Here is a 16,549-nt window from a genome sequence, read left to right on the forward strand (position 1 = left end):
AGTTAGGTATAGTGTGCTGCATGGATGGATGGCTACATCTAAGATGGTCTACAGGCTCAAGGGGGTTCGCTTCTCGATTCAGATTCACTTTTGAACTGTTGTCCCGTTTCTTGTTTTAGATTTTTAGATATTGGCACTTGCAACGGAATTATGGTCGATTCTGTGCCTTCTTCCTCCAGCCCTCACCAGCACATCTTGGTCGTCGAAGACCGGGATGGTCGCCGTAACCAAGTATTGGGCTCCTCGAAATACTTCATCGGTCGGGATCTGGCCAACGACATTTGCCTCAACTCCCAGTTTGCCTCTCGCTACCATGCCATGCTGTTGCGAGTGCCTGCTGATCAAGAGGGGGAATACTGCTACCGCATTTTAGATGGGGATTTGGAGGGCAAGCCCAGCACCAATGGCTTATTGATCAATGGACAAAAGCTGACTGCCCACCAGCTCAAGCCAGGGGATGTGATCACTTTCGGCCCCGATGCCAAAGCAACCTACAAAATCGCGAAAGCCCCCTAGGTTCGGATCTCTCACCAGAAGGCCATTGTCTGCAAATCAGCAGCAGCAAAGCTAGCACCAAAGCCACCTCCGATAGCAACGTGGCTGAGGCTGCCCCCCGCCAACCCCACATCGGGATCCAAACCCCGTTCAAAAGCCCGTTCAGCCCTAGAGCTAGCAATTGCAGGCGGCTACGGGGTTTCTGCAAACCTACCCCCGTCAGCACTTGGGAAAGCAAGAGGTGGATCCCTTCTAGCAAAATCACTGGACTGAGCCAGCGCAGGATCTGGGCCGTTTCCTGGTAAGCGGATCCCAGTACCCAAGGGATCCCGTAGGATGCCAACGCCAACCCCAGCGTCGCCAAACTGCCGTACCCCACCACCCAAGGGGCAAGTTGCCAGGCATAGCTCCAGCCATAACGTAGCCCTTTTCGCCCTTGCCGACAGATCTCCGCAAAATGGCTGGTGAGCAAGGCAATCATCGGTGTTTGGGAGAAATTAATCACCCGATAGGCAGCACCGTAGAGACCTGCCGCCGTTGCAGAGGCCAACCGGGGCAACAGCAACTTATCCAAATCGGTGAAGGTCTTGACCGCCGCCAACCCCACCGCAAAATCCCAACCCGCCGTCAACCGCTCTCGCAGATCTCGCCAGCTTAGAGCCCCGGGCAGGCTGACCGCCTCCTTAGCCCAGCGCCCCATGCCCCAAGCCGTGAGCAGTAGCACAGCCAACACCATCAACCCGTACAACACAGACCATTGCGCCAGGGATCCCCACCCCAAGCCCGCCGCCAGCAACACAGCACTGACTCGGCCCAAAGCCATACCTGTATCGATCAAAGCCACCCCGCCTATGTGTTCCTGCCCGATCAACTGACCCTTTTGCACCTCCTGCAAACCGATGAAGAACAGGTCGCTCGTCAGCAGCAACCCCACCACCAGCACCGGAATCCCTGCTAGCCAAAAGCTCAAGAGAGGCCACAACAGCAGCGCCATCGCTCCACAGCCCAAGCTTGCCAGCCATAAACTGGGGCCAGCCGCCTCCACCGCGGGAGGGAAAATCCTGCCCTCAGATGCGTGGGATCCGAGCGGATCAGAGCCCCGCTGGCTCAAACGCTGAATCAACAGCTCCGATTGCCCGAAATAGCCAAAGGGGGCGGCCAGATTACTACAGGCCAAGATGGCGGAGAGTACCCCAAAGGCTTCTGGCCCCAACAGCCGCGCCAGCAAAATGAAATAAACCCCCGACAGGCCCAGACGTAGGCCATTGCCCAACATCAGCCAAGAGGCTTGCTGTAGCCGTCGTTGTGGCCCGGCCCGATCCTCCTCCAGCTTCTGCGACACCGGATCAGTCCGCCGATCCATAGCACCTCTGGACGACCCAACCGAGAGCAACGATACTGAGACTACCCGCCCGGGGATCCGGTGCTGTTTGTGTATGGTTGTGCAGTTTGCAAGTTCTCATGGCCAAACTTTACCCCGTCGGCAACCCAAAAACCTTGTTCTCCCCCCATTCCAGCCCTCGTACCCCGCGCCGCGTCCTCCCTCCCCCACAACTGGACACCGGCAGCTCTCGTTGGATGGGATCCCCGCAGACCAAAACCGTCGGGCAGAGCTATCGGGCCATCGTCTTGCTGCTGTTGGCGAGCCTGTTGATCCTGGCCGGACTGGGATCCCGTTTGGCCTACATTCAACTGGTGCAAACCCAGTATTACCGCCAGTTGGCCGATACCAACCGCATCCGGTTGTTGCCTCAACCGCCGGAGCGAGGCCGTATTGTAGATCGCAACGGGGTGCTGCTGGCGGGTAGCCAATTGTCCCACTCAGTCTTTCTCTGGCCGCTGGTGCAGTCACGGCAACGCTGGCAGGAGATGATCCCCACCTTGGCGCAGTACCTACAAATCGCCCCGGAGGAAATTGAACAAAAGCTGGAGCAAGCCGGATATCGCTCTCCCTTTCCCGTTCGCATCCTGCGCAACGCCAGCCCCCAGGTGGTGATTCAACTGGAGGAGATGAGCCGCGAGCTGCCGGGGGTGATGGTGGAAGCCGAGACCATACGGCTTTATCCCAATGGCGACTTAGCGGCCCACCTGCTTGGCTATACCGGCGAGATCCCCCAAGAAAAACTACAGGCGAACCCTGACTACCGCCTAGGGGATATCGTCGGCCTGATGGGAGCAGAGGAATTGTTTGAGGCCCATCTGCGCGGCCAGTGGGGGGGGCGACAGGTGGAAGTTGACGCGATGGGGGAAGTGTTGCGGGTGTTGGGGGAGCAAGCGCCCCAACCGGGGAAAACCCTACAACTGACCCTGGATGTGCGTCTTCAGCAGGTGGCGGAGCAAGCTCTGGCCAATCGCAAAGGGGCGGTTATTGCTATGGATCCCCGCGATGGGTCGATCCTGGCCATGGCCAGTTATCCCACCTTTGATCCCAACCTGTTTTCCAGTCGTATCACCCAAGCCCAGTGGGATACTCTGCAGCAGCAGGAATTTCCCTTCCTCAACCGAGGTATGCGGGCCTATGCCCCTGCTAGCACCTATAAGATTATCACCACTGCCGCTGGGATCGAGTCGGGCGCTTTTCCTCCGGGTACCGTGCTGCAAACCGCCCCCTATGTACAGGTGGGGGGCTGGCGCTTCTGGGATTGGAACCGTGTCGGATTTGGGCGGCTCAACTACCGACAGGCGATGGCATGGAGTAGCGATACTTTCTTCTATCAAATTGCCCTCGGTACCAAAGTCGGCCCACTACAGGAATGGTCGCGCCGGTTTGGGCTGGGTCAGCCGACGGGGATCGGCTTGAAGGGGGAAGCTTTAGGGTTAGTTCCTGATGCCGATTGGAAGCAACGGCACTGGCGTGAACCCTGGTATGTGGGCGATACGGTGAACATGTCTATTGGCCAGGGATTTATCACCGCCACCCCTCTACAAATGGCGGTGGTAACCGCGGCAGTGGCCAATGGGGGCTGGCGGGTGCGCCCCTTACTCTCCCAGCAGGTGATCCCCGAAAACCCGGTGCCGATGCGCCAATCGGTGGGCATGTCTGGCGCAACGCTGCAAATTTTGCAGCAGGGACTGCGGGATGTGGTGGTCTTCGGCACCGGCGGCAACGCCAATCTAGGGCCAGGATTCCCCCCAACAGCAGGCAAAACCGGCACGGCAGAGGATCCCCCCCGGCGCTCCCACGCTTGGTATGTTGGCTATGCCCCCTATGACCAGCCCGAACTCGTGGTGGTGGTGTTTCTGGAAAACAGCGGCGGTGGCGGCGGTGCTCAGGCGGCTCCGGTCTTTCGAGAGGTGATGCGGGCTTATTTCCAGCCAGAGTCGTGATCCCCGCTTTTTCTATGGGATCTGAGCTGATTGGGTATAAAAAACGTCAACTGATGTCTCTTTTTCGACCAAATTCACATTAAGATCCTCGAAAACCCCTTCTCCAAGGGGCTTCTGCCCTAAGTTGGCTGTAGAATATGTCAGTGATTTGGAGCCAAACTGCCACAATCCTGCCACTTGCAGGGCAGGAACCGCTCCCACAGACCGATGACGCTCTGCGTCGTTCGGAGGACGATCCAACCCTAATTGCCTAACTCATGAGGAGATCAGGATGAACAAGGCAGAGCTTGTTGATGCCGTCGCTCATCGCGCCAATGTGACCAAGAAGGAAGCTGATGCTGTCATTTCGGCGGCACTGGAAATCATCGTCGAAGAGGTCGCGTCCCGCGATGAAAGCGGCGAGCCCAAGGGAAAGGTGACCCTGGTGGGCTTCGGCTCCTTTGAGGCCCGCAAGCGCAAAGAACGGGAGGGCCGTAACCCGAAGACCAACCAGAAGATGTTGATCCCAGAAAGTATTGTCCCTGCCTTTACTGCGGGTAAATCTTTCCGCGATGCGGTGGCGGGCGAGAAGTCTTGATCCGACTCCGCGCAACCTGGGGAGTCATCCTTGTGTTGCGGGGCAAACCTAGATCTGGGCAGGGATCCCTTCTCAAGGCATGTCTTGGCCTCAGCATGGTGGCAATCGCGCTTGGGGAGCAGCTATTGCTGGCTGTTCTCCAGCGGAGATCCTCGATTTTTCCGCTAGCCTAAATCCCCTTGGCCCGCCGGAGTCGGTCTTGCAAGCCCTGGGCAAAGCCTTAGCTGAGCCCGATCCAGTTGCCATCAGCCGCTATCCTGATCCTGAGTATTTGCAGCTACGCACCCGGCTGGCTGAACATTGGGCCATAGACCCAGATTGGGTCTTTGTGGGTAATGGGGCAGCAGAGTTGCTCACTTGGGCAGCTCGGGATGCACAGGGGCGGGAGGTGTGGTTACCCAAGCCTGCCTTTGGGGATTATGAGCGGGCCCTCCGTGGGGCAGGAGCGGTGATCAAGCCCTTTGGGTACCCTTTTCCAGATGAACAGGGATCCCTTGCCTTGGCAAAGGTGCTTCAGCAATGCAGCAGTGGCCCTACAGGGCGGATACTGTGGCTGAACAACCCCCATAATCCCAGCGGTGGGTTGAGATCCCGACCCGAAATTCTGGAGCTGCTGCCCCAGTTTCAACAGGTGATGGTGGATGAAGCCTTCATGGACTTTCTGTCGGGGGATGTGCCTGGTGTTACATGCAACCCAGAGCCCCCACGGGATCCTGTGGATCCCCACACTGCAGCAGCGCCCCGGAGCCAAACGCTGATCCCCGACTTGGCTGCTCATCCGAATACAGTGGTGATTCGTTCCTTGACCAAGTTTTACACCCTGCCGGGATTGCGCATTGGCTTTGCGGTGGGGCACCCTGACCACTGGCGGCGCTGGCAACTTTGGCGGGATCCCTGGAGTGTCAATGGCTTAGCATCGGTGGCGGTGGAGGCAGCCCTGGCAGATGAATCGTTTCGTCAGCGCACATTGGCCTGGCTACCGGTTGCCCGAGAACACCTACGCAAAGGGCTACAAGCGCTGCCGGGTTGGGATCCCTGGCCCAGTCAGACCAATTTTGTGCTGGTGCGCTGTCCTAGTTCGGCAACGCAAATCCAACGGGCCCTGCTACAACGGCATCGAATATTGGTGCGGGACTGCCGGAGTTTCCCGGAGTTGGGGGATTGGTATCTGCGCATCGGCCTGCGTACCCTACCTGAGCAAGAACAGTTGCTATCCGCCTGTCGGGAAATACTAGAGAATGGCTAGAGGTATTTACAGCCTTTTCCAGCGTTATCTGATATGGCAGATTCAGGTCAATCCCTTGCTCCATTAGGTTTTTTGCCTAGCTCAAGGGCCTGTGTGAAGTCAGAAAAGGCTGTAGCCCCAAACCTCCTCAGCAAGGGATCCCGATGAGTGAAGCGGTAGCTGTCTGGCCTGAATGTGGGGCCTCAATCGTGCGAGGAGTGGCCCATCACAACGATCTGGACTTGCTCAGAGCCTTTCAGCAGCAGCCGGAGGTGGCCCGCTACTTCATCTGCCTTTTTTGCCGCTACTGCACCTGGGTGGATGGAATAATCGCGGAGCAGGTGTCGCCGCAGCAGTGGGCCGCTTGTCGAGAGCAGGTGTGGCTGCGGCTCTATCCACGACTACAACGTCTGGATGCCAACAGCCTCTCGAGTGGGGGTGGGGGGGAAGCGGATCCCGTGCTCAAGCTCTGGCTGGCGGAGCAAACCCGAGAATTGGCGCAATCTTTTGTCGGCTTGACTTTGGAGGAAGCGCCTGAGCAGATCCAACCCTATCTCTCCCCCGCCTTAGCCTGTTACTTAACCACTGGGCTGGAAACCTTGCCGGGAGATATGCGCTTCATTCTACTTTTGCGGGATCGGTTTGGCTGGTCACCCGCCCGTATTGCCACCCAGCTCAAAGCCGATGGATACTACCTAGCCCCAGAAGAGGTGGATGCTATCGTAGTTTCTGCCCGCCAGATCCTGTTTCAGTACTTGCCAGCGGATGTACGCGCCCTCTACCTTACGGCAAAGCCCTAGAAGAGGAATGGCAGTCTGTGGCATGGTGATGTAACGGTTCGCTGTTGGTGGACTCTCCTGCTAAGCTATTTCCGGCTGCATTTGAAGACTGAGCACAGATTGCTGACTCCTACTGCTTCAATCTATCTATCGAGTATGGGCTGTTTATGAGTCCTTTCTCTTCCCCCTCAGACGCTACCCGACCCCTCAGCCGATCGGATCTTAGTTCGCTTTCACCTGGGCAGCAGGCGCAACCTATGCTTCACCTCACGCTTCAACAAGCCCTAGGTCAGATGCATTTGGATGTGTTGCAGGAATTAGAGCGATTTCGCCTCTGGCAGCGTCTGCAGCGAACGGCCACTTCTCCTTCTCTGAATGCGATGTCTCCTCAGATCACACCTGACCCGAACGGATTTCAGCGCTCCGGACAGTCCAAGCAACAGGGCGCCTCGGTACAGCGTTCTTCACCCGTGCTGATTCAAGAGGTTGTCGAGGATCTGGAGGTCGAGGAGACGCAACGGTTCGGCGGAGTTTTTTCTCCCTGGATGGTGTTGTTCCTGTGGGCTCTCTCGTGTGCTGGGATCGGGTTTGGGGTGCGGTGGCTGATTTGGCCGGAAGAACTGTCTCTACCCCAGACCAGCAACTTACCCACCTCTGAGCCAGGGATCCCCACCGAGGTCAATTTGGCCCAGTTGCCCCTCATCCCGTTGGGGCCGGTGGAAACCCCAGTGGGGGAAGAGTTCTATTCCGGCAATTGGGATCCCAGTCGGTTGGCGCTGGGGTTGTCTACCCCTCCAGACTTGGGAAATCTACAGATCGCTCCCCTAGACGACACACCCAACCTGTTGGATAGTCTGCAAACGGATTTGGTCTTGTTAGAGGCAACTCCCCCTCCCAGTCTGAGAACAGTCGAGCAATTGGCAGCTAGTCTAGAGCGCCCCTCTCAGCCTACGGAATCCTTGATTGCCCCACCGGCCAGCACCAGTAACTTAGATTCTCTGGGGCCGAATCAGGGTGAGGGAACCTTCTTGGTCTTGACCACCTATTTGGGCGATGAGAGCTTGGCGCGGGCTCGGCAAGTTGCTGATGGGGCCTTTGTGAAAGATGTGGACGGCCAGAAGTTTGTGCAGTTGGCGGCTTTTGAGCAACTGGAATACGCCCGTTACCACGCCGAAACTCTTAAAAGTCAGGGCTTCAATGTCACCATTACTGAGCAGTAGATCCTGAGCAGATTTCGATTTGCCCGTCGATTTGCCCGCTTGTGTCTGTCTTCGGGATCCCTCCCACCCGGAGGGCTGGAGCCCGAACAAGTTAAGGGATCCCCAGCGAAAGGGATCCCTTTAGCGCTAGCCTGGCGATGCGGACAAACTGCTCAGGCAGTGTAGTAGGCGGTGCCCTTATTCACAAAGTCCAGGGTGTAGGCCGCCTGGTAGTTGATGGTTGGCTCAAACACCCCGGCCACCGTCATGCTGTCAAAGAAGTCTTGCCAGCGCTCATCGGTCATGGCGCCAATGCCCTTCTCCAGCGCATCGCCAGACTTGATGATGCCGTACTCCTGCAACTTCTCGAAGCTGTAGGCCAATTGAGCATCGGTCATTTCCGGGTTATCCCGTTTGATCAGGGTATAGGCTGGGCGAGGATCCTCCAGGAAGCTGTACCAGCCCTTGATAGAAGCATCCACAAAGCGCTCCACCAAGTCGGGGTTGGTTTCCACCAGTTGGTGACGAGTTTCGATGGTGGTGGAGTAAGGACTGTAGCCCAAATCCGCCAACAAGAAGACCACGGGCTCAAACCCCCCTTCCCGCTGAATGGCAAAGGGCTCAGAAGTGAGGTAACCCTGTTGGGCAGAGGTGGGATCCGCCAAGAAGGGGCCGGGATTGAAGTTGTAAGGGCGGGTTTGCTCGTCGGTAAAACCAAACCGAGATTTGAGGTAGGGCCAATAACCGGCGAAGGCCCCCCGCGAGACGAAAATCGGTCGGCCCTTGAGATCCTCAAACCGCTCGGTGCCGGGATGGGCCATGATGATCTGCGGATCTTTCTGGAACATGGCCGCCACACATACCAAAGGGATCCCCTCCTTGACGGCGTTGATCACCCCAGCGCTCCCACCCATGGCGAAGTCAGCTGCGCCGCCCGCCAAAATCTGGGTGATGTTGATGCCAGGGCCGCCCATTTGTACCGTCACATCCAACCCGTGCTCCCGGTAGATGCCGGTGGCCACCGCCTGATAAAAGCCGCCATGTTCCGCTTGGGCATACCAGTTGGTAGCATAGCTCACCCGATCCAGCCCGGATCCCTGCGCCACAAGCAAGGTGGGGGAAGATTTGCGTTGAGCTTGAGCGCCACCAGCGGCCAACAGGCTACCACCCAAGGCTGCTGCCCCCACTTTCAGGAGCTGACGACGGCTCAAAGCGCTGGTGGTTGGTGACAATTCAGATGGACGAGATGGAACCATGACAAACTCTCCTTAACCTATGCAAACTGTGAAGCAGCCACAGGCAACACCATCAAACCGGAGATTCCCGAGGAAAGCGGTATCTGCTGTTACTAACTGTTGCAGACGGCCACTGGCCTCATCCAGTTCCACCAGACAGGGTCAGTCCACGGTTTGGGATCTCTGTTGAGGGAACTCCACATGGGGTGGATCCTAGGGTGGTCAAGGTATCGTATTAAGGTGCGGTCGTGCCCACGAGTATCTTAACCATGAGCCAATCTGCCACCACTGCTGCTCCCTATGTGCTTTTAAAAGAGCCGGATGGCGGCCAGAGGAAACACATTTTGGCTGGGGCTACGGCTTGGACGTTGGGCCGGGATGAAGATAATGCCATTGTACTGAGGGATCCCAGCGTTTCTCGCCAACATGCTCTACTGCAGTACCTAGACGACAACAGCATCTATCTCATCGATCTGGGCAGCCGTAACGGATCTTTTGTCAACAACCGCCGTGTTAGCATTCCCACCCTCCTTCAAGACGGGGATCAACTTACCCTCGGGCAATCGGAGATCGAGTTTCGCGGCGGATCCCTGGTCAGTCCAGAACCCAGCCCACTGGTGGGATCCAAGCAATCCGACACCCTAGTCTTACAAACCCGCTGGCTGATCTCGGTGGCGGTGGTGGATGTGCGGGGCTATGGACAACTGACCCAACAGCTAGACGAACGGCTGCTTTCTCAAGTGATGGGGGATTGGTTCCGGCGCGGGGGCGACATCATCCAACAGTATGGGGGTACCGTCGATAAATACATTGGTGATGCGATTATGGCGGTTTGGTTTCATGCTCCGCAGGCCAATACCGCTCCATTTGGGGCTGGACAGCTAGAGGCGCACCCGGATGTGAAGTCCGTGTTGCGGGCGTTGGTAAAGCTTTTTCAGATGACTGAGCAACTCAACCGTGAGTTTCCGCTGCCTTCCCCAATTCGCCTGGGGGCTGGAGTCAATACCGGTTCGGCGATTGTGCGTCAGGTGGGCAACAACACTCGTCAGGAATACACCGCCCTAGGGGATACGGTCAATTTGGCCTTTCGCATCGAAAGTTCCACCCGCACCCTCAATGCCGATTTGGCAATTAGCCAGGATAGCTATGCCTGTTTGGTCAAACAACTGGGGCAGCCCGCTTCCTGTTTCTTGCAACAGGCGGTGGAGCTGAAGGGGTATGCCGAACATCACCAGGTGTATCACTGCGATATGGGTTCTTTACAGGCTGTGCTGAGTGCATAAACCTCAGGGATCCCGGCAAACCCATCTAGACCCAAGGGAGGGATCCCGCTGTTCTCTAGGAACCTTCCACAAAACATCGTCCCCTTAGGATGACAAGGCTCTTGTTGAAATGTGACGAGTTTGACCTATGACTGTGGTGAATCGTCCCGAGGTGGTGGCAGAGTTAACGGAACTCTATCAGCAGTACGAAACAGCCCTGACCAGCAATGATGTGCCCGCCATGACCCGTCTGTTTTGGGACGGGCCGCAGGTGGTGCGCTTCGGGGTCGGAGAGAACCTCTACGGGGGGGAAGAAATCGAGGCTTTTCGCAAACAGCGCCCTGCCATGAATTTAGCCCGTGAAATGCTGCGTTTGCAGGTGGTTACGTTTGGGGAGGATTGTGGCTCGGTCACCCTAGAATTTCGTCGTCCAGTGAACGGGATCCCGCGTTTGGGCCGCCAAAGCCAGATGTGGTACAAATTTCCCGATATTGGCTGGAAGATTGTTTCTGCCCATGTTTCTTTTCTGCCCGAGGGATCCTAGCTAGGGCCAAGGGTTGGGAAAAAGATTGGGTCCAACTCGCCGACATAAGTATTGAGACCCATCGCCGTCGCCACCAAAACGCCATCCACCTCTACGCCTCGATATTGGGCTATCGCCTCCACCAAAGGGACAGCCACCACACGCCGATTTTGCCAGGCCACCATGTGGTCAAATTGCCCACGGGCGATCAAATCCACTGCCGCCACCCCAAAGGCTGCCCCCAGCAGCCGATCCAAAGGAGAGGGGGTTCCCCCCCGCTGCAAATGGCCCAGGATCATCACTCGGGTTTCAATGCCCGTGCGCAGGGCGATCTCATTGCCAATATACTGACCAATGCCACCGTAGAGACACTGCCCCAAGCTATTGGTATAGGTGACAGGTTCGCCAGATTCAGTTTTAACTGCCTCCGCCACCACCACAATGCTGAAATTATTGCCCCGTTCTTTACGGTCGATGATCTTTCTACAGACCTTCTCCAAGGTATAAGGAATCTCTGGGATCAAAATGACATGGGCTCCACCAGCAATTCCGGCACTGATAGCAATGTGACCAGCGTCTCGCCCCATCACCTCCATGACCATGACACGGCTGTGGCTAATGGCGGTATAGGTGAGTTGATCTAGTGCCTCTACAGCCACGCTCAGAGCGGTGTTGAACCCGACGGAATACTCTGTAGCGCCGACATCGTTGTCGATGGTTTTGGGTACGCCAACAAAGTTCCAATTCCCCTGTAAAGCCAGTTTGCGCAGGATAGCCAAGCTACCATCCCCGCCCACCCCAATTAGCGCATCCAACCCCAGCCGGTGATAGCCCTCGATCACTTCTGCGGAGCGATCCGCCAGGCTACCATCGGGCATGGGAAAGGCGAAAGGGTTGCCCTTGTTGACGGTACCCAGGATTGTGCCGCCATAGCGCAAAATGCCCGATACCCGCTTTACATCCAGCAGTTCCGCCTCGACTGGACGAGCCATGAGTCCTGCGGTCGCATCTTTGATGCCGAAAACCTCCATATCATAATCCCGTGCCCGTCGTACCACCGCCCGAGTCACCGCATTGAGGCCGCCACAGTCGCCGCCGCTGGTGAGGATCCCGATTCGTTTACGCTTTGGCATAGATCTCCAGTTTGGACAAGTCAACACCTAGCCCATGAGAAGGGGAGTAGGGATGAGTGTCCAACCCAATGTGGGGAAATGGGGAAAATTTAAGACGATCTACAAGATCAGTGCCGGGTATGAGTGCTGGCTTGATTGTCAGGATAGATTCAACTCACCCGAACTGGCGCCCACATCCTGCCATTCTGTTCGTGAGTGCTGACCCAATTCATAAAACCCATCAAAAAACTCATCAAAATTCTAAGATGCTGAGGCAGCCCAGAATCTACATCAGACAGGAGATTGGCCCATGTGAGCCGTAGCTAGGAAAAGACTCCATCCCGCGATGCGCAAGACCTCCGTTTCACCCATGCAGTCGTATCGGTGTGCCCCTGTTATAGCGCTGAAAAAAGCTGTAAAACTCATTTTCTTGATGATCCCCAACAAACCAGAACTAATTCTGGAGATTCCTTCATAGACTTTGACAGAATGGGCTAGCCCTTAAAGCCGCTCTAGAATGGATACATACAGGATAAAGCCGAGGGTAAAAAACAACACGATTGTTGATAAATGTTGGCCCAATCGCTGCGAAACTGAATGCAATCTAACCTGCAATCTCAATTGCAATCCCAATGCTCTCGGTTGAATAGATTCTGTCTTTGCACCTAATTCTAGGAGAGCAGATATGGTTGTCGATGTGTTATCTCGGCCTCAAGGATACGAAATAGTCAGTCAGGTTGCTCCAAAACCTTTTGTAACGGGATCCTGGCAGCGCTCCATCGATGTGCGGGATTTTATTCAGCGCAATTACAGCCCCTACAGTGGTGATGAAGCCTTCTTGATGGGAGCAACGGAGCGTACCCAGCAGCTGTGGGCCAAGGTCAAAGACTTGATGGCCCTTGAGCGGGAGCGGGGGGTTTTGGATGCTGATACCGCTGTGCCCTCTACGATCACCAGCCATGCTCCTGGTTATATCGATCCAGACCTAGAGCAAATTGTGGGGCTGCAAACCGACAAACCTCTGAAGCGGGCCATTATGCCCTTCGGCGGCATTCGTGTTGTGGAAGCTTCTCTCAAGGCCTACGGCTATGAGTTGGATCCACAAACCAAAGAGATCTTCACCACCTACCGCAAAACCCATAACGATGGGGTCTTCGACGCCTACACCGAGGAGATGCGCCGTTGTCGCCGCTCCGGGATCATCACTGGCCTACCGGATGCCTATGGACGCGGGCGAGTGATTGGGGATTATCGGCGGGTGGCCCTGTACGGGGTGGATCGGCTGATCGAAGACAAACAGGCCCAAAAAGACAGCCTCGATCTGGATACCTTGGACGAAGACACCATCCGCCTGCGGGAAGAACTCTCGGAGCAGATCAAGGCTCTCCAGGAGCTTAAGGAGCTGGGATCCCGCTACGGGTTTGACCTAGGCCGTCCGGCGGCCAATGCCCGCGAGGCCATCCAATGGCTGTACTTGGGCTATCTGGCGGCGGTGAAGGAGCAAAACGGGGCGGCCATGTCCTTAGGGCGGGTTTCTACCTTTTTGGATATCTACATCCAGCGGGATCTACAAGCCGGGATCCTCACCGAAGCGGAAGCCCAGGAACTCATTGACCACTTCGTGATGAAGCTGCGCATGGTGCGGTTTTTGCGCACCCCCGACTACAACGAACTCTTCAGCGGGGATCCCACCTGGGTGACGGAGTGCACCGGTGGCATGGGCATTGACGGGCGGCCTCTGGTGACCCAAACCAGCTTCCGCATCCTGCACACCCTCACCACCCTAGGCCCTGCTCCCGAACCGAACCTGACGGTGCTGTGGTCGGAGCGGCTGCCGGAGGCCTTCAAGCGCTACTGCGCCAAAGTGTCGATCCAGACCAGCTCCATCCAGTACGAGAATGACGACCTAATGCGACCCTACTGGGGTGACGACTACGGCATCGCCTGCTGCGTGTCGGCTATGCGCATCGGCAAGCAGATGCAATTTTTCGGGGCACGGGTGAACCTGGCCAAGTGCCTACTTTACGCCATCAATGGCGGCAAAGACGAAAAATCTGGGGATCAAGTGGCCCCTGCCTACGCCCCCATCACCGCTGATGTGCTGGATTACGACGAGGTTTGGCCCCGCATGGTGCAGATGATGGCTTGGTTGGCAAAAACCTACGTCAACACCATGAACATCATTCACTACATGCACGACAAATACTGCTACGAGCGCATCGAGATGGCCTTGCACGACCGGGATATTTTGCGCACGATGGCCTTTGGCATGGCCGGTTTGTCGGTGGTAGCAGATTCCCTCTCTGCCATTAAACATGCTCGGGTGCGGGTAATCCGGGATGAGCGGGGTCTAGCGGTGGATTACACCGTGGATGGGGATTTCCCCAAATACGGCAACAATGATGACCGGGCCGATCAAATTGCTGTGCAACTGGTGCAGACTTTCATGGCAGAGCTGCGCAAGCACAAAACCTATCGCAATGCCCTGCCCACCCAGTCGATCTTGACCATCACCTCCAACGTGGTCTATGGCAAAAAGACCGGCAATACCCCCGATGGGCGGCGAGCGGGGGATCCCTTTGCGCCGGGGGCCAACCCCATGCACGGGCGGGATACCAAGGGGGCAATAGCATCGCTTGCTTCGGTGGCCAAGTTGCCCTACGCCGATGCTCAGGATGGCATTTCCAACACTTTTTCGATTGTGCCGGGGGCGTTGGGACGGACAGAGGCAGAGCGGGTGGACAACCTGGTGGGGCTACTGGATGGCTATGTGCAAGATGGCGGCTTTCACCTGAATGTGAATGTCTTCAGCCGCGAGACCCTGCTAGATGCTATGGATCACCCGGAACTCTATCCACAGCTCACCATTCGAGTATCGGGTTATGCGGTGAATTTCATCAAGCTCACCCGCGAGCAGCAACTGGATGTCATCAACCGCACCTTCCATCAACACTGTTGAGGATCCTGTTGAGGATCTAGATCTAGTGAGGATCTAGCGGAGCGAGTCGGGATCCCCGTCATTCCCTTCAAGTTGGGTCGAAAGAGGGGATCCCTTATTGAGATATCGAGGAGGCCCTATGACCATGACTGCCTCTAATGTTGAAGATCTTGTCCGTCACTATGCATCAGGACGACGAGATTTCCAGGAGATTGAACTGCAAGACACTGATCTACGCGGGATCCACTTGGCCGGAGCTGATCTGAGCTATGCCGATTTTAGTGGGGCTACCCTGACAGGGGCCAATTTGCGCGGGTGTGATCTCAGTTTTGCTGATTTCAGCGGGGCTAACTTGTCAGGAGCTGATTTGCGAGGATGTCTGCTATTTGGCAGCAATTTCCAGGGAGCTGTCTTAGAAGAAGCTTTGCTGGATCAATCTGATTTCGACACCTATACCCACTTCCCCAAAGAATTTAATCCCAGAGATCATCGTATGCATAACACGTCTATTTAGATCTCCGTAGAATCTCCGTAGAATCAGCGCAATTGCTTTTCTAAAGGAAAACAAAAACCGTATTATATTTAACACAAAAATATCAATTCGAAAGAAAATCTCAAGATCGGTTGATGTTTTCAAAAAGCAATCCAGGATGAACGTATGGATACTGTGATCAACACCCTTACCCCCATCACGGGACGCATTCACTCCATCGAAACCTGTGGTACTGTTGATGGCCCCGGGATTCGCTTTGTGATTTTCACTCAGGGCTGTCCACTGCGCTGTTTGTACTGCCATAACCCCGATTGTCGGGATCCCTATGCAGGGACAGCAGTAACTGTCGAAGAGCTAATTTCTGAGGTGAAAACGTATCAACCCTATTTACGCAAGGGAGGTGTAACGGTGACGGGGGGTGAGCCTCTGATGCAGCCGGAGTTTGTGGCAGAGATCTTCCGTCGCTGCCATGAATTAGGGTTACATACAGCCTTGGACACTTCTGGTTATGTCCAGCTTGAAGCGGCAAAACCTGTCCTAGAACACACCGACTTGGTGTTGCTCGACATCAAATCCTATGAGCCCAATCTCTACCGCAAAGTAACCAGCGTTGCCCTAGAGCCTACCTTGCAGTTTGCTCGTTATTTAGCTGAGATCGGTAAGCCCGCCTGGATCCGATTTGTCTTGGTGCCAGGGCTGACGGATCCCGAAGAAAATGTGAAAGGTCTGTCTCAATTTGTAGCCAGTTTATCCAATGTGGAGCGGGTGGAGGTCTTGCCTTTTCACAAGATGGGGGAATACAAATGGCAGCAATTGGGTCTAGCTTATGTCCTAAAAGATGTGGATCCGCCTACGCCCGAACAGGTGAACAAGGTTTTACAAACATTTCGGGATCAAGGATTGATAGCGGTCTAATCCAGTTTCAGCTTGACTTTCTGAACTGACCCTGATGGATTAAGGAGAGAGATCCCCAATGGATGTTCGCATTACTTACCAAGACGGTGTTAGGTTTCAAGCAGAGAGCCGAGGGCATCGCATCCTGAGCGATCAACCTTTGGATAATCATGGCCAAGATGGCGGCATGACCCCACCAGAATGGTTTTTGGCTTCTCTGGGGGCCTGTGTGGGCTTTTACGCGGTCAAATATCTGGAGGCGCGGCACCTGGATCCCAGTGGCTTAAACGTGGTGGTGACTGCTGATAAAGTCAATAATCCCACCCGCCTCGACAACATTCGCATTCAAGTCAAAACTGGGATCCTGTTGGATGAACATCATCAAAAGGGCCTAGAAAAAGCAGTGGATGCCTGCATCATTCACAACACTCTTACCTATCCTCCCAATCTCATCACTGAAATTCAGGTTCCTGCACCCGTTTAGGGCTAA

Annotated in this window: 15 protein-coding genes; 12 read left to right on the forward strand and 3 right to left on the reverse strand. The window is 55.7% G+C overall.

What is annotated here, in order from left to right:
• Window positions 1-150 precede the first annotated feature (150 nt).
• A complete protein-coding gene (locus L1047_RS05515; RefSeq protein ID WP_235277875.1) occupies window positions 151-516 on the forward strand; it encodes an FHA domain-containing protein in 366 nt (121 codons plus the stop codon).
• On the opposite strand, the gene L1047_RS05520 is transcribed toward L1047_RS05515, so the two are convergent.
• Window positions 464-1,858, reverse strand: coding sequence for a lipopolysaccharide biosynthesis protein (locus L1047_RS05520; RefSeq protein ID WP_235277876.1), 1,395 nt, complete (start codon window positions 1,856-1,858; stop codon window positions 464-466). The genes L1047_RS05515 and L1047_RS05520 overlap by 53 nt on opposite strands.
• A 98-nt stretch (window positions 1,859-1,956) precedes the next feature.
• Between L1047_RS05520 and mrdA the strand changes: the two genes are divergently transcribed.
• The 5 genes from mrdA (at window position 1,957) to L1047_RS05545 (ending at window position 7,623) form a co-directional block, all read left to right on the forward strand.
• Window positions 1,957-3,822, forward strand: a complete 1,866-nt coding sequence (gene mrdA, locus L1047_RS05525) for a penicillin-binding protein 2 (protein WP_235277877.1) — start codon at window positions 1,957-1,959, stop codon at window positions 3,820-3,822.
• Window positions 3,823-4,093: 271 nt separating this feature from the next.
• Window positions 4,094-4,399, forward strand: a complete 306-nt coding sequence (locus L1047_RS05530; RefSeq protein WP_235277878.1) for an HU family DNA-binding protein — start codon at window positions 4,094-4,096, stop codon at window positions 4,397-4,399.
• A gap of 79 nt (window positions 4,400-4,478) precedes the next feature.
• Window positions 4,479-5,645 carry a pyridoxal phosphate-dependent aminotransferase gene (locus L1047_RS05535; RefSeq protein ID WP_235277879.1) on the forward strand — a complete coding sequence of 389 codons (1,167 nt, stop codon included), beginning with the start codon at window positions 4,479-4,481 and terminating at the stop codon, window positions 5,643-5,645.
• A gap of 143 nt (window positions 5,646-5,788) precedes the next feature.
• Entirely contained in the window at window positions 5,789-6,424 is a 636-nt protein-coding gene (locus tag L1047_RS05540; RefSeq protein ID WP_235277880.1) for a hypothetical protein, read from the forward strand.
• A gap of 236 nt (window positions 6,425-6,660) precedes the next feature.
• Window positions 6,661-7,623 (forward strand): hypothetical protein, encoded by a 963-nt coding sequence (locus L1047_RS05545; RefSeq protein ID WP_235277881.1) that lies wholly within the window; start codon window positions 6,661-6,663, stop codon window positions 7,621-7,623.
• Between the two features lie 152 nt (window positions 7,624-7,775).
• On the opposite strand, the gene L1047_RS05550 is transcribed toward L1047_RS05545, so the two are convergent.
• The gene (locus L1047_RS05550; RefSeq protein ID WP_235277882.1) at window positions 7,776-8,858 is read right to left on the reverse strand and encodes an ABC transporter substrate-binding protein; all 1,083 of its coding nucleotides are present in this window, start codon (window positions 8,856-8,858) and stop codon (window positions 7,776-7,778) included.
• Window positions 8,859-9,085: 227 nt separating this feature from the next.
• On the opposite strand from L1047_RS05550, the gene L1047_RS05555 reads away from it, so the two are divergent.
• Both L1047_RS05555 and hpxZ read left to right on the forward strand, forming a co-directional pair.
• Window positions 9,086-10,120, forward strand: a complete 1,035-nt coding sequence (locus L1047_RS05555) for an FHA domain-containing protein (protein ID WP_235277883.1) — start codon at window positions 9,086-9,088, stop codon at window positions 10,118-10,120.
• A gap of 127 nt (window positions 10,121-10,247) precedes the next feature.
• Window positions 10,248-10,643, forward strand: a complete 396-nt coding sequence (hpxZ, locus tag L1047_RS05560) for an oxalurate catabolism protein HpxZ (RefSeq protein ID WP_235277884.1) — start codon at window positions 10,248-10,250, stop codon at window positions 10,641-10,643.
• Here hpxZ and L1047_RS05565 read toward each other — a convergent pair.
• Window positions 10,640-11,755, reverse strand: coding sequence for an ATP-dependent 6-phosphofructokinase (locus tag L1047_RS05565; protein ID WP_235277885.1), 1,116 nt, complete (start codon window positions 11,753-11,755; stop codon window positions 10,640-10,642). The genes hpxZ and L1047_RS05565 overlap by 4 nt on opposite strands.
• Window positions 11,756-12,419: 664 nt before the next feature.
• Between L1047_RS05565 and pflB the strand changes: the two genes are divergently transcribed.
• The 4 genes from pflB (at window position 12,420) to L1047_RS05585 (ending at window position 16,543) form a co-directional block, all read left to right on the forward strand.
• On the forward strand, window positions 12,420-14,693 hold the full coding sequence (pflB, locus tag L1047_RS05570) for a formate C-acetyltransferase (RefSeq protein WP_235277886.1): 2,274 nt from the start codon (window positions 12,420-12,422) through the stop codon (window positions 14,691-14,693).
• A 118-nt stretch (window positions 14,694-14,811) separates the two neighbouring features.
• A complete protein-coding gene (locus L1047_RS05575) occupies window positions 14,812-15,186 on the forward strand; it encodes a pentapeptide repeat-containing protein (protein WP_235277887.1) in 375 nt (124 codons plus the stop codon).
• Window positions 15,187-15,330: 144 nt separating this feature from the next.
• Window positions 15,331-16,080 (forward strand): pyruvate formate-lyase-activating protein, encoded by a 750-nt coding sequence (pflA, locus tag L1047_RS05580; RefSeq protein WP_235277888.1) that lies wholly within the window; start codon window positions 15,331-15,333, stop codon window positions 16,078-16,080.
• A gap of 58 nt (window positions 16,081-16,138) precedes the next feature.
• Window positions 16,139-16,543, forward strand: a complete 405-nt coding sequence (locus L1047_RS05585) for an OsmC family protein (RefSeq protein ID WP_235277889.1) — start codon at window positions 16,139-16,141, stop codon at window positions 16,541-16,543.
• Window positions 16,544-16,549: the final 6 nt, after the last annotated feature.

The organism is Synechococcus sp. Nb3U1, assembly GCF_021533835.1.
Lineage (GTDB): Bacteria > Cyanobacteriota > Cyanobacteriia > Thermostichales > Thermostichaceae > Thermostichus.